The organism is Spiroplasma endosymbiont of Aleiodes alternator, assembly GCF_964031135.1.
Taxonomy (GTDB): domain Bacteria; phylum Bacillota_I; class Bacilli_A; order Mycoplasmatales; family VBWQ01; genus Spiroplasma_E.
In genome coordinates this window covers 519,501-540,638 of sequence record NZ_OZ035008.1, presented here as the reverse complement: position 1 = coordinate 540,638, position 21,138 = coordinate 519,501, and the positions used below count along the sequence as shown (strand labels likewise).

General features: G+C 23.6%; 27 protein-coding genes and 1 pseudogene. 10 read left to right on the top strand and 18 right to left on the bottom strand.

The features are described from left to right. Window positions 1-127 precede the first annotated feature (127 nt). Genes ACQH20_RS03180 through phoU form a run of 4 tightly spaced genes read left to right on the top strand, consistent with a single transcriptional unit; the run spans window position 128 to window position 4,701 of the window. Window positions 128-1,090, top strand: coding sequence for a PstS family phosphate ABC transporter substrate-binding protein (locus ACQH20_RS03180; RefSeq protein ID WP_425377486.1), 963 nt, complete (start codon window positions 128-130; stop codon window positions 1,088-1,090). Window positions 1,091-1,104: 14 nt separating this feature from the next. Then, on the top strand, window positions 1,105-3,126 hold the full coding sequence (gene pstA, locus ACQH20_RS03175) for a phosphate ABC transporter permease PstA (protein ID WP_425377485.1): 2,022 nt from the start codon (window positions 1,105-1,107) through the stop codon (window positions 3,124-3,126). Then, the gene (gene pstB / locus ACQH20_RS03170; protein ID WP_425377484.1) at window positions 3,051-3,986 is read left to right on the top strand and encodes a phosphate ABC transporter ATP-binding protein PstB; all 936 of its coding nucleotides are present in this window, start codon (window positions 3,051-3,053) and stop codon (window positions 3,984-3,986) included. The genes pstA and pstB overlap by 76 nt, the downstream gene beginning before the upstream one ends. Before the next feature lie 37 nt (window positions 3,987-4,023). Further along, complete coding sequence (phoU, locus tag ACQH20_RS03165; RefSeq protein WP_425377483.1) at window positions 4,024-4,701, top strand: phosphate signaling complex protein PhoU; 678 nt, start codon at window positions 4,024-4,026, stop codon at window positions 4,699-4,701. Between the two features lie 62 nt (window positions 4,702-4,763). On the opposite strand, the pseudogene ACQH20_RS03160 reads toward phoU, so the two are convergent. Continuing rightward, window positions 4,764-6,088 (bottom strand): annotated as a pseudogene (locus tag ACQH20_RS03160) (IS256 family transposase). Between the two features lie 163 nt (window positions 6,089-6,251). Here ACQH20_RS03160 and ACQH20_RS03155 point away from each other — a divergent pair. Then, the gene (locus ACQH20_RS03155) at window positions 6,252-6,395 is read left to right on the top strand and encodes a hypothetical protein (RefSeq protein WP_425377482.1); all 144 of its coding nucleotides are present in this window, start codon (window positions 6,252-6,254) and stop codon (window positions 6,393-6,395) included. A 160-nt stretch (window positions 6,396-6,555) separates the two neighbouring features. Then, complete coding sequence (locus ACQH20_RS03150; protein ID WP_425377286.1) at window positions 6,556-6,981, top strand: hypothetical protein; 426 nt, start codon at window positions 6,556-6,558, stop codon at window positions 6,979-6,981. 1 nt (window position 6,982) lies between these two features. On the opposite strand, the gene ACQH20_RS03145 is transcribed toward ACQH20_RS03150, so the two are convergent. Beyond that, on the bottom strand, window positions 6,983-8,104 hold the full coding sequence (locus ACQH20_RS03145) for an Mbov_0401 family ICE element transposase-like protein (protein ID WP_425377481.1): 1,122 nt from the start codon (window positions 8,102-8,104) through the stop codon (window positions 6,983-6,985). A gap of 291 nt (window positions 8,105-8,395) precedes the next feature. Between ACQH20_RS03145 and ACQH20_RS03140 the strand changes: the two genes are divergently transcribed. Continuing rightward, window positions 8,396-8,734 carry a hypothetical protein gene (locus ACQH20_RS03140; RefSeq protein WP_338978532.1) on the top strand — a complete coding sequence of 113 codons (339 nt, stop codon included), beginning with the start codon at window positions 8,396-8,398 and terminating at the stop codon, window positions 8,732-8,734. A 93-nt stretch (window positions 8,735-8,827) separates the two neighbouring features. Then, entirely contained in the window at window positions 8,828-9,358 is a 531-nt protein-coding gene (locus tag ACQH20_RS03135) for a hypothetical protein (RefSeq protein WP_425377480.1), read from the top strand. Between the two features lie 77 nt (window positions 9,359-9,435). Here ACQH20_RS03135 and ACQH20_RS03130 read toward each other — a convergent pair whose 3' ends face one another. The 6 genes from ACQH20_RS03130 to ACQH20_RS03105 are packed head-to-tail and all read right to left on the bottom strand — an operon-like array spanning window position 9,436 to window position 14,398. Then, the gene (locus ACQH20_RS03130) at window positions 9,436-10,674 is read right to left on the bottom strand and encodes an IS256 family transposase (protein ID WP_425377577.1); all 1,239 of its coding nucleotides are present in this window, start codon (window positions 10,672-10,674) and stop codon (window positions 9,436-9,438) included. A 57-nt stretch (window positions 10,675-10,731) separates the two neighbouring features. Beyond that, window positions 10,732-10,902 carry a hypothetical protein gene (locus ACQH20_RS03125; protein WP_425377284.1) on the bottom strand — a complete coding sequence of 57 codons (171 nt, stop codon included), beginning with the start codon at window positions 10,900-10,902 and terminating at the stop codon, window positions 10,732-10,734. Between the two features lie 3 nt (window positions 10,903-10,905). Beyond that, window positions 10,906-12,603, bottom strand: coding sequence for a hypothetical protein (locus ACQH20_RS03120; RefSeq protein WP_425377283.1), 1,698 nt, complete (start codon window positions 12,601-12,603; stop codon window positions 10,906-10,908). A 14-nt stretch (window positions 12,604-12,617) separates the two neighbouring features. After that, entirely contained in the window at window positions 12,618-13,799 is a 1,182-nt protein-coding gene (locus tag ACQH20_RS03115) for a hypothetical protein (RefSeq protein ID WP_425377479.1), read from the bottom strand. A gap of 18 nt (window positions 13,800-13,817) precedes the next feature. After that, complete coding sequence (locus ACQH20_RS03110) at window positions 13,818-14,195, bottom strand: hypothetical protein (protein WP_425377281.1); 378 nt, start codon at window positions 14,193-14,195, stop codon at window positions 13,818-13,820. 17 nt (window positions 14,196-14,212) lie between these two features. After that, window positions 14,213-14,398, bottom strand: a complete 186-nt coding sequence (locus ACQH20_RS03105; RefSeq protein WP_281748210.1) for a hypothetical protein — start codon at window positions 14,396-14,398, stop codon at window positions 14,213-14,215. 261 nt (window positions 14,399-14,659) lie between these two features. On the opposite strand from ACQH20_RS03105, the gene ACQH20_RS03100 reads away from it, so the two are divergent. Further along, window positions 14,660-15,268 (top strand): hypothetical protein, encoded by a 609-nt coding sequence (locus ACQH20_RS03100; protein ID WP_425377478.1) that lies wholly within the window; start codon window positions 14,660-14,662, stop codon window positions 15,266-15,268. Here the strand turns inward: ACQH20_RS03100 and ACQH20_RS03095 are convergent. After that, complete coding sequence (locus ACQH20_RS03095; protein WP_425377561.1) at window positions 15,255-16,493, bottom strand: IS256 family transposase; 1,239 nt, start codon at window positions 16,491-16,493, stop codon at window positions 15,255-15,257. The two genes, ACQH20_RS03100 and ACQH20_RS03095, sit on opposite strands and share 14 nt — an antisense overlap. Before the next feature lie 112 nt (window positions 16,494-16,605). Between ACQH20_RS03095 and ACQH20_RS03090 the strand changes: the two genes are divergently transcribed. Continuing rightward, entirely contained in the window at window positions 16,606-17,220 is a 615-nt protein-coding gene (locus tag ACQH20_RS03090) for an IS3 family transposase (protein WP_425377477.1), read from the top strand. A gap of 133 nt (window positions 17,221-17,353) precedes the next feature. On the opposite strand, the gene ACQH20_RS03085 is transcribed toward ACQH20_RS03090, so the two are convergent. From ACQH20_RS03085 to ACQH20_RS03045, 9 genes are all read right to left on the bottom strand, one after another. Continuing rightward, entirely contained in the window at window positions 17,354-17,512 is a 159-nt protein-coding gene (locus tag ACQH20_RS03085) for a hypothetical protein (protein ID WP_338978061.1), read from the bottom strand. A gap of 16 nt (window positions 17,513-17,528) precedes the next feature. Beyond that, a complete protein-coding gene (locus ACQH20_RS03080; protein WP_425377279.1) occupies window positions 17,529-18,356 on the bottom strand; it encodes a hypothetical protein in 828 nt (275 codons plus the stop codon). Between the two features lie 11 nt (window positions 18,357-18,367). Beyond that, window positions 18,368-18,604, bottom strand: a complete 237-nt coding sequence (locus ACQH20_RS03075) for a hypothetical protein (protein ID WP_174480108.1) — start codon at window positions 18,602-18,604, stop codon at window positions 18,368-18,370. Next, entirely contained in the window at window positions 18,604-18,744 is a 141-nt protein-coding gene (locus tag ACQH20_RS03070) for a hypothetical protein (protein WP_281749441.1), read from the bottom strand. Before ACQH20_RS03070 ends, ACQH20_RS03075 begins: the two co-directional genes overlap by 1 nt. A gap of 101 nt (window positions 18,745-18,845) precedes the next feature. After that, window positions 18,846-19,088 (bottom strand): hypothetical protein, encoded by a 243-nt coding sequence (locus ACQH20_RS03065; protein ID WP_338975868.1) that lies wholly within the window; start codon window positions 19,086-19,088, stop codon window positions 18,846-18,848. A gap of 2 nt (window positions 19,089-19,090) precedes the next feature. Beyond that, window positions 19,091-19,249, bottom strand: coding sequence for a hypothetical protein (locus ACQH20_RS03060; RefSeq protein ID WP_338975867.1), 159 nt, complete (start codon window positions 19,247-19,249; stop codon window positions 19,091-19,093). Window positions 19,250-19,548: 299 nt separating this feature from the next. Then, window positions 19,549-20,013 (bottom strand): hypothetical protein, encoded by a 465-nt coding sequence (locus ACQH20_RS03055; RefSeq protein ID WP_281748671.1) that lies wholly within the window; start codon window positions 20,011-20,013, stop codon window positions 19,549-19,551. An 8-nt stretch (window positions 20,014-20,021) separates the two neighbouring features. After that, complete coding sequence (locus tag ACQH20_RS03050) at window positions 20,022-20,225, bottom strand: hypothetical protein (RefSeq protein WP_281748672.1); 204 nt, start codon at window positions 20,223-20,225, stop codon at window positions 20,022-20,024. A 134-nt stretch (window positions 20,226-20,359) separates the two neighbouring features. Then, on the bottom strand, window positions 20,360-20,878 hold the full coding sequence (locus ACQH20_RS03045) for a hypothetical protein (protein ID WP_338973560.1): 519 nt from the start codon (window positions 20,876-20,878) through the stop codon (window positions 20,360-20,362). Window positions 20,879-21,138 lie beyond the last annotated feature (260 nt).

The window sequence follows — 21,138 nt, the reverse complement described above, 5'->3', positions numbered from 1 at the left end:
AAAGATACACAGATTACATAAAAGCCTCTACATTTTTTATAAAAATGAAATAATTTTTCTAGTTTTTATCAATTATATTGTTATAATACGTGTATGATAAAAAAAACTCTCAGTTGGGTGGATTTATATGCTAAAAAAAAGAATTTTGTCATTATTTTGATTAATCACAATGATTAGTATTTTTATTGTAACTTTAGTTAGTCATAAACCCTATTTTATTATGGGTGGTTCAACTTCAGTAGCACCTTTAATGCATACATTAATGGAAGACTATCCTGATAATCATAAAGAAGCAGATTTTACTTATAACAGTTTAGGTTCAGATGCAGCAGTAATTCCCGTTAATAAAAATATGTTTGGTATTGGCTGACTTTCAAAGGAATATACAACTCCTAATAATAATTTAATTTCTTTTGTTTTATCAAAAGATGGCATGATTTTAGTTTATAATTTACCAAAAGATTGCTTAGGTAATAATAAACCTCTAAATTTTACACAAGATAAAGTAAAAAAAATGTATTTAAAATTGTCTATTTTCTGAAGAGATTTATTTCCACAAAATACTTCAAAACCAAATCAAGGTTGAATCAAACCAACTTGTGACCTCAAAATTTTACCTTATATTAGAGAAAATGGTTCAGGAACACGAGATGTTTTTAATGAAAAAGTTCTGGGTGATTCAAAAGCATATTATCCACAAGCAATAACCGTTAATTCAAGTACACAAATGTTTAATATGTCTAGTGGTGGTGTTGGTTATAGTTCATATTCAGATAAAAAACAATTAGATTCAAATAAACAATTCACTAATATTCATATTGCTAATTGAGAAAAAATTGCTCCAAGTTTAGATACCATTAAAAATGGTACTTATCAGTTATCACGACCATTTACAGGTTTAATAAATAAAAATTTTAAACAAATTAATACTTTAGTTAAATTTCTAAAATTCTTGTTTATTCCTGGCTATCCAGGTCATAACGAATACGTAGTTACTGCTTTTTCAGAAGCTCAATACGCACAATCAGCAGTACCATTAACTGACAAATTAAATCATGTTTTAAATCAGTGATTAAACAATTTTCCATAAAGGAGTATTAATAAATGAAATCCAAATCTTTTAAAAAGTTTTGACATAAAATAACTTTTAATCATTTTAATAAAAATCATGATCCAAAAAATGTTTTTATTAGTGAACAAAAAAAACATACTTATGATTTGATTGCTAAAATTTGTGTATTCTCTATATCTTCATTAGCACTAATTGCCGCTTCATTATTAATTGGTTTTATTATCGGCCAAACATTTAGTAATATGAGTTTTCTTAATTGATTTAAAATGTTAGGAAATAGTAAATGATTACCTAGTGCTAATAGTTTTGGTATTATTGCCTTTGTTGTTGCCACTTTTTGAGTTGCGCTATTTTCAATGATACTTGCTGTTCCTTTAAGTTTACTAACATCATTTTTTATATGTGAATTTTTACCACCAAAATTAAAAAAAACAACATTAACTTTAGTAGAATTATTATCTGGTATTCCTTCAGTTGTTTTTGGTGCTTTTGGTTTAATGACCATTGGTCCTATTTTTGCAAAAATGGGAGCACCAACCAAAGAAAATATGATGACAGCAAGTTTTATTTTATCAATGATGGCATTACCAACAATTATTTCATTATCTGTTAATGCTATTACTAGAGTACCAAAATCTTATTTATATGCATCATTAGCACTAGGTATTAGCAGGACTGACACTAGTTTTAAAGTCATTTTTAAAGCGGCAAAAACCAAAATCATTGGTGCAATAATTTTTGGATTTGGAAGAGTCATTGGTGAAACAATGGCCGTTGTCATGATTGCTGGTAATAGTACTCTAACCCCCAATTTTGCACATGGTCCACTTGCATTTTTATTTAGTTCAATTTCTACTTTAGCGGGAGTAATTGGACTAGAAATTGGAGAAGCAGTTAGTTCTCAACAAATATCAGCATTATATGGAATTGGTTTATTTTTATTTATTATAGTTTCAATCATTAACTTTATTGTTTTAATAATTTATAAACGTAGTGATAAAAAAGCAAAAGGTCATAAAAAACGACGAAATTATAATTTAAAAAAAATAAATCTATCTGATAATCAACTAATGTTAACTATTAGTGAAAAAACTATTAAAAATCAAGGCTGAAAACACTTTAAAGACTATTTTCGATTATTCTTTATGGGGCTAGCTTGTTTTATTACTATGGGATTAATTATTTGAATTATTGGTGATATTATTATTAATGGTATCTTCAACATTAGTGGTAATGCTGGTAGTAGCGTTTTCAATTTTAATTTTGCGGCTTTAATTTGAACAACCGGTGATGAAGGTTACTTATCAATTATCACAATGACATGTTTATTGGTATTAACAACAATTACTATTGCTATGCCATTAGGTATTATTGGCGCAATTTATCTTCACGAATATGCCAAAAATGGTTGATTTGCTTCAATATTACGTTTTGTGCTAAATACCTTAGCTTCTACGCCATCAATTATCTTTGGTATGTTTGGATTTACTTTTTTTATTACTTTCTTACAAATAAGTTTCTCAGCAATTGCTGCTAGTTTAACATTAACAATTGTTATTTTACCACTTATTATTAGAGCAGTAGAAGATACATTAAAATCAGTACCTATTGAATATCGTGAAGCATCATTAGCACTAGGTGCTAGTAAATTTGAAACAATAAGAAAAGTAGTTATTCCAGCTGCCATTGGTGGCATTATTACTAGTATGATTTTATCAATGGGTAGAATTATTGGTGAATCAGCACCAGTTTATCTAACATTAGGAAGCACTGTTGCTTTTCCCAATAAAGGTTTCTTAAGTTCAGGACAAACTTTAACAACCCATATTTTATTAGTTAATAAAGAATCAAATGACCCTAATAAATTAGGAATGATGTACCAAACAGCACTAATAACAGTTATACTAATATTTATTTTAAATTTTATAGCAAAACATTTTGAAAAAAGTTTAACAACAGGAATCGGGGTGAAAACAAAATGCTCAATTGAATTATTAAAAGAAAAAATGAAAGCAAGAAAGAATCAGCGAATAGCAATAAAAAAAGAAAAGTAAATGTGATTAAACCTTACTTTTTAAAAGTGAAAGATAAATTTAAGAAAAAACCAAATAACAAATCAAATAATTTATCAAATATAGAAAATATTCCAAAAAGTAATTATGTTTTTACTATTAAAAATTTAAATTTCTTCTATAATCATGGTAAAAAACAGGCTTTATTTAATATAAATTTAGAAATAAGTCGTAATCAAGTAACCACTTTTATTGGACCAAGTGGTTGTGGCAAATCAACATTACTACGAACTTTAAATAGAATGAATGATTTAATTGAAGGTGTTAAAATTAATGGACAAATATTATTCAATAATGAAGATATTTATGAAAATAAAAAAAATATTATTTCATTACGAACTAAAGTTGGAATGGTATTTCAAAAACCTAATCCCTTTCCAATGTCAATTTATGATAATGTTGCATATGGTCCAAAAAATCAAGGCATTAAAAACAAAAAAATTCTAAATCAAATTGTCGAAGATGCTTTAAAAAAAGCGGCTTTATGAGATGAAGTTGCTCTACACTTATTTGATTCAGCATTATCATTATCAGGTGGCCAACAACAACGTTTATGTATTGCTCGTGCTATTGCCCTAAAACCAGAAGTACTATTAATGGATGAACCAACTTCAGCTCTAGATCCGATTGCCGCATCTAAAATTGAAGACTTAATGAATGATTTAAAATCAGACTTTACAATTATTGTTGTTACTCATTCAATGCAACAAGCAGCACGAATTTCTGATAAAACTGCTTTTTTCTTAAATGGAGAAGTCATTGAATATAATAATACTAAAAAAATATTTTCACGACCAAAAGATAAAAGAACAGAAGATTATATTACCGGCAGATTTGGTTAAAAATATATATAATTAATTATAGAGAAAGGAGAAAAAAATGAAAATAATTAACCGTAGATTTGATTTAGATATCATAAATTTAAAACAAAACTTATTAACTTTATTAAAAAAAGTAAAAAAAGAACATAAAGACGCTTTAATAGCAATGGAAACACAAGATTTTGATATGTCAAAAAGAATTGTTGAAACCGATAAAGAAATTAGAACAGTCGCTGAAAGTTTAACAATTACTGCAATTTGAAGTATTGCTCAACAAAATCCTTTTGCTACTGACTTACGTACTATTATTGGCTATATGAATATTATTCGTGATTTAGAACGTATTTCAAATTATGCTAAAAATTTATCCAAATTTAATGTCAAATATAAACCAGAAATTAAATTAACATCTCAATTATCAGGATTAATGAAAAAAGTATTTAAAATGATGGATTTAATTGGTGAATCTATAAATGAAAATGATATTAATAAAGCTTATCAAGCAGCAGAATATGATATCGATATTGATAATCGTTTTCGTGAATCAATGAAAAACATTGTCAATATGTTAAAAGTAAACAAAAATAATGATCAACTCTCTCAATATACATCAACAATGCAACAGTTGAAATATATTGAAAGACTAGGTGATCACTTAGTTAACATTTGTGAAACAATAGTATATATTATTAAAGGTAAATTTTATGATTTATCTTCAACAAAAATATCTGAATAATTTATCAATCATTGTAAAATAGAGGCTTTTATGTAATCTGTGTATCTTTGTTTTACAAAGTACTAGTTTAGATTAATTCTATCTTCAAATTTTATCATAAAATGAGCAATTGCTGTATTTCAATTTTGAATGGGCATTGTTCATTTTTTTGTTATATTTTCAATTGCTAAATAAAATATTTTAAAAACTGCCATATCATTAGGAAAAACTTTTTTATTTCTGATAACTTTTCGTAATTGACTATTTACAGATTCAATAGCATTTGTTGTATAAATCACTCTTTTAATTTCTGCAGGATAACTAATAAAAACAATTAAATTATCTCAATTTTTATATCAAGATTTAGCAATTTGAGGATATTGTTTATTTCACTTATTTTCAAAGGATTCTAAAGCCTGCATTGCTTGTTCTTCACTACATGCAGTATAAATTGGTTTTAAATCTGCAACTAGATTTCTAGGGACTTTCCAGCAATCTGTGTAACTTAGTGATTTTACAACTAAAATTTATTTAAAAAACACAGTTTTTAGGAAAGTCCCATTTTCCTATGCTTATATGAGACATATTTCAAACTATTTCTAATTTGATGAACTATGCATAATTGATGTTCTGTTTTAAGATAAACTGATTGTATTGCTTCTGACATGCCTGTTAAATTATCACTGCAGGCAATAAGAATATCATTTAAGCCACGATTTTTCATTTCTGTTAAATTTGCTAATCAAAATTTAGCACCTTCATTTTCACTAATTCATAAACCTAAAACATCTTTTTTACCTTCTAAATCAACTCCTAAAGCTATATAAACTGATTTATTAATAATCCTTTTATCTTGTCGTACTTTCACTATTATGCAATCAAAATAAACAATCGGATAGACACTTTCTAATGGTCGATTTTGCCATGCTTTTACATCATCAATAACATCATCAGTAATTTGACTAATAACACTTTCACTAATATCAGCACCATGATATAACTCTTGTAATTGCATTCTAATATCTGATAATGTCATACCTTTTGCATATAAAGAAAGAACTTGTTGATCAAAACCTTCAAATCTTCTTTGTCTTTTTGCAACTATTACAGGATTAAAATTACTATTGCGATCTCGTGGTACATCAATCTCAATTTTACCTTGTTGAGTTATTAATTTTTTTGAACTTATACCATTACGAGCATTGTCACTATTACTATGTTGATTCTTATCATATCCTAAATAATTTTGCATCTCAGAATTCAACATTTTTTCTACTAATCTTTTTGTTAATTCTTTATACAATCCTCCCTCTTTAAAAACTGTTGTTAAATCTTCAGTATTTTCTAATAATAAATCTACTGCTTTTGATATTGGATCATTATTATTAATATTTTGCTTTTTAGCCATCTGTAACTCACTCTTTCTAGTCATTTAATTATATTTACTAGAATTAATTAAACATAGTTATTTTTGTAAGTTACACAGATTACTAAACATTACCTGAGATACATTTTTAGCTAATATAATTAAAAATATTTTTTATGAATTTCAAGAAATTTATGGTTATAAAATGATAACTTTATGAATTAACAAAATTTATAATTTAAAATTAAAATTTCATATTGTATATAGATATATGAAAAATATGAGTTTAAAAGCTAAGGTTCGCATAAAAAAAAAATTGGGAGATTGTCAAAAATCCGGAATAAATTAAATATATATAGTCTTATTATATTTCATACAAGAAATAATTTGGATTTTTATGAAATTGTATTTAAATAATATAATTTTTTTAAAAATATTGCAACTAAAATACTTATAATTAAGTTTGTTAAATGTTAAACTTATGGAATAAAGTTAAGGAGAATTTAAAAATGAAAATTAAAGCACCTAAAAAATTACAGTTATTAACTCTATTACTATTTATTTTAAGCATTTTAACTTTAATTATAGGATTAATATTAATATATTTTAGTCACTTTAATCTTTTTTATTTTGATAAAAATTTAAATTGTATTAATGGATTTAAAATGTTAAAACATTTTCAATTAAGTTTTATCATAGAGCATTCTGCAAAATATTTTTATAATCTTGGAACTCATCATATTAAAGAAAATTATTATGAATGAACTGAATTACGAAGTGGAATTTTTTTGGTTTTAATTTTAGTTCCAATTTTATTTTTTATAACTATGTTATTTACTTTTTTCATTATTGGTTTAAAAATAAAAATAAAAAATAATAATTTTTGAGATGCTATTCAAAATTGCGAAATAATCAATAATTACTATATTCATTAAATTATGTTTCTAAATTTATTTTGTTACATTTAAAAATAACCATTTTAATGTAAATACTAATATTATATGTTCTATTACCAAGCATTTCTTTTAAAACATGTCAAATATTAGTTTCTGTAAAGCAACCAATATTTCATTTTTTACCTTGATTTTCAATACCTTGTTTATTATTTTTAAAATATTTTTTCTTTAATTTTTTATGATTATCTAATTCTTTATATAAATAATCAATTAATTGTTCATATTGACTATTATTAATTAAATTTTTACAATGATTATATTCTTTTAAATATTTTCCTTTATTTCCAGCCATTATACCAAGATATAATGTTCGAATTAAATGGAATTTATCTAAAACAAACTGTGCACCTAAATAATCAGCAACTTCTTTAATTCATCCTGCACTATCACCACAAATAATAATTTTTGCTTGTTCAATGTTTTCATAAAATTTTTGACAATGTTCTTTAACAAATTGAGCAGTTTTTTTAATGCCAATTACTGTTTTTGTTGGTCTTATAATTGCTTTTACTCTTTTATTTTGTACTTTATGATTAATGTTATCTGTATATGTTACTATTAATCTCATAGAATGTTTTGTACCTTTACGTTTAAAATTTCAAAATTTTCGGTGACCATCATCAATTGCTACAAAAATAGGCTGATTTTTTTCTAATTTTACTTTTACTGGATTTTCTTCAATTACTTCTAAATTTTTAAAAACTCTATGAATAGAACTAAGACTAATATTTGCTTTTTTTATGATATCTCAAATATCTCTGTATCTTTTTCCATCAGCAAAATATTCAATAATAGTTTCCTCAACATCTTCACCAATTCTTTTATATTTTGGTAATTCTAGTATTTCATCAACCAAACAAACACGAATTCATTTTTGTAATTTTTCATCAAAATATTCATAAATTCTTCTTTTATAAGTTACCATTCCATATATAATTTTTCTTGTTCGATATTGATAATCAACAATTTTATATTTATTTTTATCTCTTGTATTTTTTATTCTTCAATCTAGTTTTTCTCATTTCTTTGTTATATGGTCTAAAACTAATTTATCAATTTTTGCATTTTGTTCTCTAAAATTTCATTTATAATTAAAATTCAATTTTACTTCTCCTAACTTTTTTTAAATTTTAAATTTATTGTAAATATTTTTAAAAAATTAATTTACTTGTTTATTATATACATATATAAGTGTAATTTAAAATTAAATAATAAAAAAATACTTTCATATTTAAAATATAATAAACAATTTCAATATAATTAATAGTATAGGTATCATAAAATAAACGCCTTTAATTTAGGCGTTATTTTACGTTTAAAAGTATAATTGTAAAAATATCAAAAAATAAGTATAATTTAACAATAAAATGTTAAGAAATAAAGAGAAATTAAAATGGAAATAGGAAAAATAGAAATTTTAAAAAATAAAATTCAAGAAATTCAAGAAATGATTAATTATATAAATATTATAATAATTAAAGAGAAAGAAAAAAATAAACCCAATGAATATGATTTAAGAATTTATTCAAGGGAAATTGTTAGTTTTGAAAAAGAACTAGAAATTTCTAAAAGAAAGTTATCAAACGAACTAAGTAAAATTACAGAATTAACAGAACTAACACCATTGTTACAATTAAATGATATCAATATTATTAATTCATATAAATCTATTAATAATCAAGAAAAAAGTAGTAAAGTTTTTATTAAAAATAATAATTGTGTAATATCTTAAATTTCATTTAAAAATAGGAGTAAATTATCATGAACAAAGAAAAGTTATTAAAAGTTGTAAGTAACTTAAAATCTTTCAAAAAGATTTTGAAAAATGAATGTTATCTGTCAAAATAAAAATTGTAGTAACAAATGAAGTAATATTGTTTTATTAGAATTAAAATCAACAACATTTAGTCTTTTTCTTTGTGAAAATCATGCAATTAATTTAGAACATGAATTATTACCAAAATGATTAAAAATTTGTGAAGAGTTAAGAAAAAATAATAAAATAAAAAAGGAGCAATTTAATATGAAAACATGAATAAAAACAAATTTAAGTAAAATAACATTAGCACTAGCACTAACTGGTGCAGTAAGTGGAGTAACTGGTTTAATAATTGGTACATTAGCACATCATAAAACTAATGATTTAACTTATTTTTTAGACCATGATTATAATGCTCACTGGGGGGCTTCTATTTGAGAAAGTCAAAGAAGCGACCATTATAAAATAGATTTATATTTTGCAATTAAACCAGCTAATAATAATGATAAAAAATGAGATGGCAATTATCCTAATGGATATTTTGAGAGGCTTTTATGTAATCTGGGGACTTTCCTAAAAACTGTGTTTTTTAAATAAATTTTAGTTGTAAAATCACTAAGTTACACAGATTGCTGGAAAGTCCCGTAATCTGTGTATCTTTGTTTTACAAAGTACTAGTTTAGATTAATTCTATCTTCAAATTTTATCATAAAATGAGCAATTGCTGTATTTCAATTTTGAATGGGCATTGTTCATTTTTTTGTTATATTTTCAATTGCTAAATAAAATATTTTAAAAACTGCCATATCATTAGGAAAAACTTTTTTATTTCTGATAACTTTTCGTAATTGACTATTTACAGATTCAATAGCATTTGTTGTATAAATCACTCTTTTAATTTCTGCAGGATAACTAATAAAAACAATTAAATTATCTCAATTTTTATATCAAGATTTAGCAATTTGAGGATATTGTTTATTTCACTTATTTTCAAAGGATTCTAAAGCCTGCATTGCTTGTTCTTCACTACATGCAGTATAAATTGGTTTTAAATCTGCAACTAGAGATTTTCTATGCTTATATGAGACATATTTCAAACTATTTCTAATTTGATGAACTATGCATAATTGATGTTCTGTTTTAAGATAAACTGATTGTATTGCTTCTGACATGCCTGTTAAATTATCACTGCAGGCAATAAGAATATCATTTAAGCCACGATTTTTCATTTCTGTTAAATTTGCTAATCAAAATTTAGCACCTTCATTTTCACTAATTCATAAACCTAAAACATCTTTTTTACCTTCTAAATCAACTCCTAAAGCTATATAAACTGATTTATTAATAATCCTTTTATCTTGTCGTACTTTCACTATTATGCAATCAAAATAAACAATCGGATAGACACTTTCTAATGGTCGATTTTGCCATGCTTTTACATCATCAATAACATCATCAGTAATTTGACTAATAACACTTTCACTAATATCAGCACCATGATATAACTCTTGTAATTGCATTCTAATATCTGATAATGTCATACCTTTTGCATATAAAGAAAGAACTTGTTGATCAAAACCATCAAATCTTCTTTGTCTTTTTGCAACTATTACAGGATTAAAATTACTATTGCGATCTCGTGGTACATCAATCTCAATTTTACCTTGTTGAGTTATTAATTTTTTTGAACTTATACCATTACGAGCATTGTCACTATTACTATGTTGATTCTTATCATATCCTAAATAATTTTGCATCTCAGAATTAAACATTTTTTCTACTAATCTTTTTGTTAATTCTTTATACAATTCTCCCTCTTTAAAAACTGTTGTTAAATCTTCAGTATTTTCTAATAATAAATCTACTGCTTTTGATATTGGATCATTATTATTAATATTTTGCTTTTTAGCCATCTGTAACTCACTCTTTCTAGTCATTTAATTATATTTACTAGAATTAATTAAACATAGTTATTTTTGTAAGTTACACAGATTACTGGAAAGTCCCAAAGTTTTAAATCAATCATTAACATTAGGTCATGTTTGTATGTATTGCTGTGGTGTTTCTGTAATTTTTCCAGTTAATGGATATCAGTTATTATAATTTTCAAGACTGACATCAGTTCAAAGTTTATTAATCATAATTTATCATTCCTTAAAAAATGCTTTTTTATAATGCTTAGTTTTTGTTTTAGTTTTTCTATGTGATATATGGATAATTTCTTTTTGTAACTTTTTTTTACCTTTTTCTACAACTTGACTATATGCAAATTTTTCTAAATGATGTAATAATCCTGCTCCAAATAAAGTATTAACTGAAAACTTTAAACCAACATTTTTAAATGATTTATTAATATTTTCAATAGGATTATTAATAACATTTACTACTTTATGATAAGTTCTAATAGTTCTAAATATTTCTCTATATACTTGAAAACTATCTCTAATTACTTGTTGAACAACTGGTGGAGCAAATGCTATTGCTTTTAATCATTTATTATGATTAACACCATAACCAATGTATCAACCACTATATCAACGATATCAATGAAATGGATGTATTTGAGTAACAAAAGTTTTTGCTTTAAGAATACTATCAACAACTGTAATTGGGTTATATTTAGGATTGCGATGATAAATAGTAATTGCACATTTATCTAATGATAAAGGTTGAATTTTACATCCCATAAATACAGGTGAATTTAATGGAATTAATTGTGCATGTTTAATTGCTTTTTTCTCTGCACTAGTAAATAAATCAGTTGCTTTTTCTTTTAATTTCTGAATTTTTTCAAATACTTGTTTTTCTAACTTTTCAAATTTTTCTTGTAATTTATATATACTTTCTCGTATTTTTTCAAAATATGGTGTATCTTTTCAAAATTTATTTAAACCTTTTTTTAAATAAAATCTAATATCAAAATATTTAAAAATTTTATTTGCATTTAAAACAATCTTATGAATTGAACTATTTTTAAAATTAAATTTAATAGCATTAGCACGAATTTTTTGTAAATCTAAAATTAAAGTTTTTCCAAATCTATTTTCTGTATGGATTGTATGTACTAAATTTAATCAATCATGTTGGTTCATAGATAGTACTTTTTTTAAATCAGTATTAAATTTTTTTAAAAAGTTATTTGCTTTTTCGATATCTTTAATTTTAAATTTAGGAGTTAATTGTGGACTTAATTTTATTAATGTATTTTGTAATAATAAGTAATCTTTTAACTCTTGTGCTTTTAATTTTTGAAAATTATTCTTATATTGTCTTTCAGCAACATAGCCTAAATCTCGTAATACTGTTTCACGATTAGGAATAAAACTATAATTCATTAAATAACGTTTATTACCAATAATTTTATCTGTTAAAATTTCTTTTCCACTTACTTGACTAATAATTTCTTTTAAATTTTTTGCTTCTTTAATACCAACTTGTTCTAATGTTTTAGTATTTTGTGCTAACTTAATAAATTTAGTAGTGCGATAACCACGACTAATTTTATTAATTCCAGCAAATGCAGGAAGTATATTAAAGAAAGTATTTAATTTTGTTACATTTCCTTTTAAAAAATCATAAACTTGATTAATAGTAAAATCAGTTAAAAAGTCTACACCAACAGCACTAATACTAGCAATTAAATCACTTGCACCTAATCCAAGTGCTACACTTTCACTTAATCCACCAGTAAAAGGAGCAAGTGCTACTGCTATTACTTGTACACCAATCATTTCTAAAATTTCTCATCAAAAACTTTTATTTTCTTGTTGGTTACTTGTTCTAGTATGTTTTGGTTTATTTATGTTTAAAAGTATTGCTGTACTAGTTGTACCGATTGGCATGATATTAATTTCCTTTATTTAAGAGTTATTTTAATTGGATTTGTTGTTCCTTTATAATTTAAGTCATTAACATTTGCAGTAATAGTTATATATAAGTCACCTGCTTTTTGTTTTTGATTATTTATATTAGTTTTACTTTGTGCATCACTAAAATATTTAATAGTTGGATTTGTTAAATTAGGATTTAATGATTTAAGTTCATTAGTACTTTTTATTTGTGTATTTAATTCACTATTATTGTTATTAACATTTGCAGTAATATCAGTTGTTAAACTTGTAATCTTAGTTTTTAAATCATTTTTATCATTATTAACAATTGCACATAACATTCAGCGTGAAGTTGTTTCTTCATCTGTTATATAGGGTATTGATTCACCAGTTACTTCTCCACCAACTAAATATCTTCTTCCAACTTTACCATCAGCAATATCTTGAACATATACAACTGTATTTTGTAACATATATCTTTTCATTGCTCTTGGTGTTGCTAAAACAAAAGACATAATTTTAGTTTCATTATTATCAGTAAATGTCATATAATCATCCATTACAATTTGACATAGTACACCTTTAATATATAAATCATTTCCATTTAATCTTAATTGTTGAGCAATCTGATTATCAGTAATTAATCCTTTATTATTAGCTAAATAAACAATACTATCATAAAGATTATTAGTAATAAAAAAACGACAATTATTACTATTTCTTAATTGAAATAAAGTATTTCAAGCATCTAACATTGATTTTAAATATCCTACTGGTGTTTTATCAGTAATGTCTATTTTAGTTGCATATTTTGCAATTACATTTGTATCATTATTTGCTAAATAATCTGCTAAGTCATTAGCAACTTCATATTGCATTGTATTTAATAAATTTTGTCCATTTTCAGCATTTAAATCAACATTAGCAATTATTTCACCTGCAACTGCTTCTTCTTTAATTTCTTTTAAAATTTTAATAGTTTCAGCATAACTAACATCTAATCCTTTGCTTTTATCATTTCATTTTAATACTTTAATTTCTGAATTTTTTGGTTTTTTAACTATAAATTCAATTTTTGTTGAATTAACCATTTCGATAGGAAAAAAACTTGCTCATGGTGAATTTGATTGTTTATAAAATTCTATAAACTCTGGTGCTTCTACTAATTTTTCGGTATTATCTAAATTTTTATTAAATTGTATTGCCATTTTTTGATCTCCTTTCTGTTATAAATTATTATTTTTTTTATAATCCAATAATGTACTTTTTATTGAATTTGGTTGATTTGTTATTATTGTTTGTGCTTTACCACCTGTATTAATTGTTTCTTTAAATATTGGTTGTTCTTTAATCATTTTTTTAATAGTTTCTTCAATTTTTGAATTTTCTAGATTATTTGTTTTAAATTTTAAGTAATCATAAAATTCAGTTTTAACTTGATATTTTTTAAATATATTCATCATTTCTTTTTGTTTAATTTCTTGATTAAGTTTATTTAACTTATTTTCTGCTTCATTAACTTTATTTTCTATTTCTTGTGAAGAAGCATTATTTTCAGTTAAAAGTTCAGTTGTTTGTTTAACATTATTTTCATTTTCTAACATTTAACATTCTCCTAATCTTATCCTAATAATCAATCTTTAACTAATTGTGGCATTTCACTTATTAATTTTTTATAATCATTAACTGCATTTTCTAATGTATCAATATCAGAAAATTTAAAACAATTATCAATATGCAAATCAAAATCTCTATCAATACTAATATCTTGTTTTCTATATTTTTCATTAAATTCAATTTTTGTCATATTATTTTTCTCCTTTATTAATTTTTTCATTTAATTTTGCTAATTTTTTTTGATGTTTTATAATTTTGTTATTTGCTCTAACATGTTTTGGAGTTGTGATAAATCTTTTTAATAAAACAATAATTTCTCTGCAAATTAATGTTCCAACACTTGTTCCAATAATTATTAATTCATGTAAAAATTCTGAACATCTAGAATAAAGTAGACACAGAATTGTAACCTTTGTGTTAAAAATACTTTAAGGAAGGTGTTCATTTTTTTATGGCTAAATGACTATCAAAAGAAGAAAAGTTAAAAATAATAAAAATAAGTAAAATTAAAACAATTGATAAAACCGCATTAGAGTATGGTATTGGTCGATCATCAATAAAAGAATGAATTAAAGCATATAAATTATTAGGTGAAAAAGGTTTAAAATATGGCAATGGAATTCGTGCTAAAAAAACCAAAAGAACAGGTCGACCCAAATCTTTAAATTTTAATGAAATGACAAAACAAGAATTAATTGAATATATTGAGGCAATGAACGATATAAAAAAGTATTTAGAAAAATCGACAAAAAAGAAGAAATATTTTGTGATTTTCTCATTGAAGAAAAAATATCAGATTAGTTATTTATGTTGATTATTAAATGTTTCAAAATCAGGATATTATAAGTGAATTAAGAATGGAATGAATGAATTTAATAAATGAGATACATTTTTAGCTAATATAATTAAAAATATTTTTTATGAATTTCAAGAAATTTATGGTTATAAAATGATAACTTTATGAATTAACAAAATTTATAATTTAAAATTAAAATTTCATATTGTGAGGCTTTTATGTAATCTGTGTATCTTTGTTTTACAAAGTACTAGTTTAGATTAATTCTATCTTCAAATTTTATCATAAAATGAGCAATTGCTGTATTTCAATTTTGAATGGGCATTGTTCATTTTTTTGTTATATTTTCAATTGCTAAATAAAATATTTTAAAAACTGCCATATCATTAGGAAAAACTTTTTTATTTCTGATAACTTTTCGTAATTGACTATTTACAGATTCAATAGCATTTGTTGTATAAATCACTCTTTTAATTTCTGCAGGATAACTAATAAAAACAATTAAATTATCTCAATTTTTATATCAAGATTTAGCAATTTGAGGATATTGTTTATTTCACTTATTTTCAAAGGATTCTAAAGCCTGCATGGCTTGTTCTTCACTACATGCAGTATAAATTGGTTTTAAATCTGCAACTAGAGATTTTCTATGCTTATATGAGACATATTTCAAACTATTTCTAATTTGATGAACTATGCATAATTGATGTTCTGTTTTAAGATAAACTGATTGTATTGCTTCTGACATGCCTGTTAAATTATCACTGCAGGCAATAAGAATATCATTTAAGCCACGATTTTTCATTTCTGTTAAATTTGCTAATCAAAATTTAGCACCTTCATTTTCACTAATTCATAAACCTAAAACATCTTTTTTACCTTCTAAATCAACTCCTAAAGCTATATAAACTGATTTATTAATAATCCTTTTATCTTGTCGTACTTTCACTATTATGCAATCAAAATAAACAATCGGATAGACACTTTCTAATGGTCGATTTTGCCATGCTTTTACATCATCAATAACATCATCAGTAATTTGACTAATAACACTTTCACTAATATCAGCACCATGATATAACTCTTGTAATTGCATTCTAATATCTGATAATGTCATACCTTTTGCATATAAAGAAAGAACTTGTTGATCAAAACCTTCAAATCTTCTTTGTCTTTTCGCAACTATTACAGGATTAAAATTACTATTGCGATCTCGTGGTACATCAATCTCAATTTTACCTTGTTGAGTTATTAATTTTTTTGAACTTATACCATTACGAGCATTGTCACTATTACTATGTTGATTCTTATCATATCCTAAATAATTTTGCATCTCAGAATTCAACATTTTTTCTACTAATCTTTTTGTTAATTCTTTATACAATCCTCCCTCTTTAAAAACTGTTGTTAAATCTTCAGTATTTTCTAATAATAAATCTACTGCTTTTGATATTGGATCATTATTATTAATATTTTGCTTTTTAGCCATCTGTAACTCACTCTTTCTAGTCATTTAATTATATTTACTAGAATTAATTAAACATAGTTATTTTTGTAAGTTACACAGATTACTAAACATTACCCATATTGTATATAGATATATGAAAAATATGAGTTTAAAAGCTAAGGTTCGCATAAAAAAATTTGATTATAGAACTAAATCAGGAAGTTTAAGATATGATAATTTATTAAAACGTGATTTTTCAACTACTAATTTAAATGAAAAATTAGGTACTGATATAACTTATTTATTAACTAATGGTAAAACATATTATTTATCAATTGTTAAAGATTTTCATAATAATGAAATATTAGATTATAAAATAAGTGCAAGTTTAGACATGACATTTGTTGTCCAAAACATTATCCAAGCTTGAGTTAATGCTCAAAAACCTACTTCATGAATTTTACAATCAGATCAAGGATTTCACTATACAAATCCTTCTTATAAAATTTTATGTGATGAATTAAAAATAAAAATTTCAATGTCTAGAAGAGGTAATTCCTGTGATAATGGTGCTACTGAAACTTGATTTGGAACAATGAAAACAGAATTTCTATATCAAATTCCAAGAAAAAATAGAACTATTGAATGAATACAAGACAACTTACCTAAATATATTTACTTTTATAATAATTATCGACCTCAAATAAAATTAAAAGGAATGAGTCCAATCGAATATCGATTAGCTCATTCCAAACCAACAAATAATTAGTTCATACCTATAAATTTAACACTTACAAACGCTATTTTATAAAATTTAATAAAAGGTTACTTTTATTGTCCACTTTTCTTGACAAGTTCATTCTTTCATCTCAATATTTTCCTTTCAATTATTTATTTTTTAATTATTCATCAAATTGACCACCATTAATTCTTTCAATCATCGATTTTGAATTACTTATAATGCTTACTAATAAGGCAATTTCTTTATTTAATTGTTCCATTCTCTCTTTATATGTCTGAATTTCATTATTATAATATTCAATTATTTTTTCTTTATTCATAAATTATTCACCTCCTTTATAAACTCATGTGATTATAATCTCAATTTAATGAAGCATTATCATGATTTAATGGCACTTCGCTCATATTATCACTGCCATAATATTGACTTGCAGTTTCACTATTAATAGTAAATCTATTATCATTAATTAATCTTGTAGCTTCATTTGTAAATGGTGTTTCTTGCATTTCTTGATTATGATGTGTAGTTTCAATAGGTAATAAATTATGGATTATTTCACTTGCACCAGCAACTATAGTAGGTACTGCATAAGCATTCATAAAATCATTATTTATACCCATAGCAACACCACTTGAAATTAAACAACCACCAGTAGCCATATTACAAATTTTTCTTATTGTTTCAAATTTATTAGGTATTAACTCAGTTAATCCACTAATAAGATTTGATATACCATAAGCATTTAAACTAATATATGTATCTCAATCCATTAATGACTGATTTTCTTGCTTATTTAATAGTAATCATGGTGGACCTTCTGTTGTAGTTGTAGTAGTTACTGGAATTGGTGTTGTTGGAATAATAGGATTAATATTATTTTCTGTTCATTTACTATAATTTCCTAAACCAATTGTTCCTAAACCTAATAATATTTTTTTAGAACTATTAATTAATTTAGTTTTAGTATTTGGTCTTTGATTTAAATTTCATATATCTAAACCTAATTTTTTACCAAATAATAAACTATTAATTGAACCTAATACTGGATTTGCAATTACTTGACCATAATAAGCACTTGTACCAATCATTGCACAAATTGGACTTATTCCAGTTCTAATTAATTTAGTTAAAGTATAATTTGATTGTGTATTTTCGTTTGGCATTTTAATCTCCTTTAATTTTCTAATTTTTTAATTGTTACTTTAATTCAACCTTGATAAACATCATTATCACCAACTATTAATGCAACATTACTTTCGGGGTCAGAAACAATTATGTGTTTTGATTTAACATTTGGATATTGTCTTAAAATAATTGCTCTAATATCATTACTTGTATGAATTGCTTTTGGAAATGGTGATAATATTTCAATTTCATCTTTATTTTCAAACAAAGTAGGTAATATTATCATTATTCAAATTCTCCATTTTCTATTTTTTTAATCAGTTCTTCACGTATTATTAAATTCGTTGCAATAATTGTTTGTTTTTCTCAATTATCAGTTTCCATAAATAAAGTTTTTAAATATTTAATTAATTTTTCTTTATTCATAATTTAACCTTTCTTTCCTAACTCTTTTATTTTGTTTTTGTTTACATAAGTTATTACATTTATGAGCAAAAACTCTACCATAACCACATTTATTATTCTTTTTAATTTTTATTATCATTATAAAATTCATTACTTTCTAAATATTCTAATATATTTGCATAAGTATCTGCTTTTGATTGAAATCATTTGTCTTCAACTTGATTAAAATTATTATAAAATTCAGATAAAAAAGATACTAATTTTTCTTTATTAATACAATTTTCATGTAATAATTTATCTTCTTTAATACTTTCAATTTTACCTATTTCATTAAATACTCATTGTTCTAACTCTTCTTTATTCATTATTATTTCTCCTTAGTTTTAATTTGATTAGAAATTTCACTTAATATTTTTAATACTTTATATTCATTTTTTAATTCTTTAATAATAAATATTAAAAATATTATTAGTGTTATGCTTGTTATTAATATTGGTACTATTAATAAAATTTTTCATAATATCATTTTTTACTCTTTTCATTTTTTAAATCATTTAACATTAATTGAACAAAATGCACGATTTTTAGCAATATTTAAAGTATTAAAAATTTGACCAGTTACTATAATTTCATCGTTTTTGTTTAATAAAATACAGCGTCTATAAAATTTTGGGTTGTTAAAAATTAAAGTAACATAGTTTAATCCATTTCATTGACCTCTAACACTATAATATAATTATTTATTACCTTTTTCGTAATATTTTGCTTCAATAGTATTACTTAGTTTTACTGTTAATTTGACATAATTTGCTTTATCTTTCATGTTTATAATTTCCTTAAATAATTATCAAAAATTAATATTTTTTTATGATTTTTTAAATAATATTGAATATGCTTATAAGCATCTTGTTCATGTTTTGTTAATTTTATATTTCCTTTATAATTTGTTATTTTATTTTTATTTTTTGGTTGGTTTTCTAGATAATCTCAGTTGAAAACATCTTGAACTAATACCATTAATGCACCAATGATTTTAGGCGTTGATAATGGATTAGTTAGTAATTGTTTTGAATTTAAAAAGAAATTTTCTACAATAACTAATATTTTTTTATCAATAAATTTTTCTTTAATTAATTGAAATTTTTCTTTATACATATTTTTAGTTCATAAAACAGTTAATGTATTGAATGTTTCATTAAAAACAATATTATTAGTTTCATTTGAATATATAACAATTCCATTATTACCAATTCCAGCGGGGTCAATTCCAATAATTAAATCATATTGCATTAATTAAGTTAACCTCTAATAACTGTTTTAATAATTTCTAAATCACAATTACATCAACAATATTTACATTCTTCAATAAATTCTTTATGACCACAAACTAAATTATCTTTTTTTAAATCATCAATCAGTTTAATTAGTCCTATTTTAAATTCAATATCATCACTGTCTGGTATGCAAATCGTTCCTCTTTTAGTTAAATATTCTTTATCCATATTTATACCTCCTACTTAACCTAATATTTAAAATACAATCATAACAAATCGCTTTACTATTTTTATCTCTTAAAAAATATTTTCTTGTTTTTATATCATTAGTATTAAAGAATAAATAATCTAATTTATTTTGTTTACATGTTCAACAAAAATATTTTTTCATTATGAGTTGAAATTTCCTTATAAGAAGTAACTAGATAATTAATTGGTAAATCATCATGTTTATATGGATTATTTATTTTAAAACCTTTTCTGTTTTCTTCTCACGTAATGTTATATTTAAAACAAGGATTAGTAATTTTAGTTTTGTTATCTGTTATTTCACCTATAAATCAACTATTATGCTGTTCATAAAATTTTAATGGTTCAAGTTTTATATCATTAAGATAATATTCTTTTGGAGCAGTTGGTTTATTAACAGTTATTTTTTGGTCTTTAATATATGGTTCTAATAATTTTATTAATTCATTACCACTTAATTCTCTTTTAATATTTTCTAAATTAAAAACTCAATATGTGTAACTGTTATCAACAATAAAAGAATTATTTTTAATCATTCATTTTGGAAGTGATAATTTATATTCAACATAATCAATAAGAATAGATTGTGGTTTATCTTTAACAATTTGTTCTTTTTTAAATTCTATTTGCATAATAATCCTTTCCTAATATGTTCTGTTGCTTCTAGCATAAAGAACATATATTTTGATTTTTAGATTATTAATAATACTACTATTCGTTTTATTCATTTCAGCAATTCTGGGCTCAAAAATAAATTGTGAAATTTTAAAAAACATTGAGGCATTCGATTCAATATTTATTTAATTTGTGTTAAACAAATTAATATTTTAATTGAACCGGCACCGCTCAATTTTTTTTACAAGTTTGAAATTTATTTTCTCGCCCAAAAAAA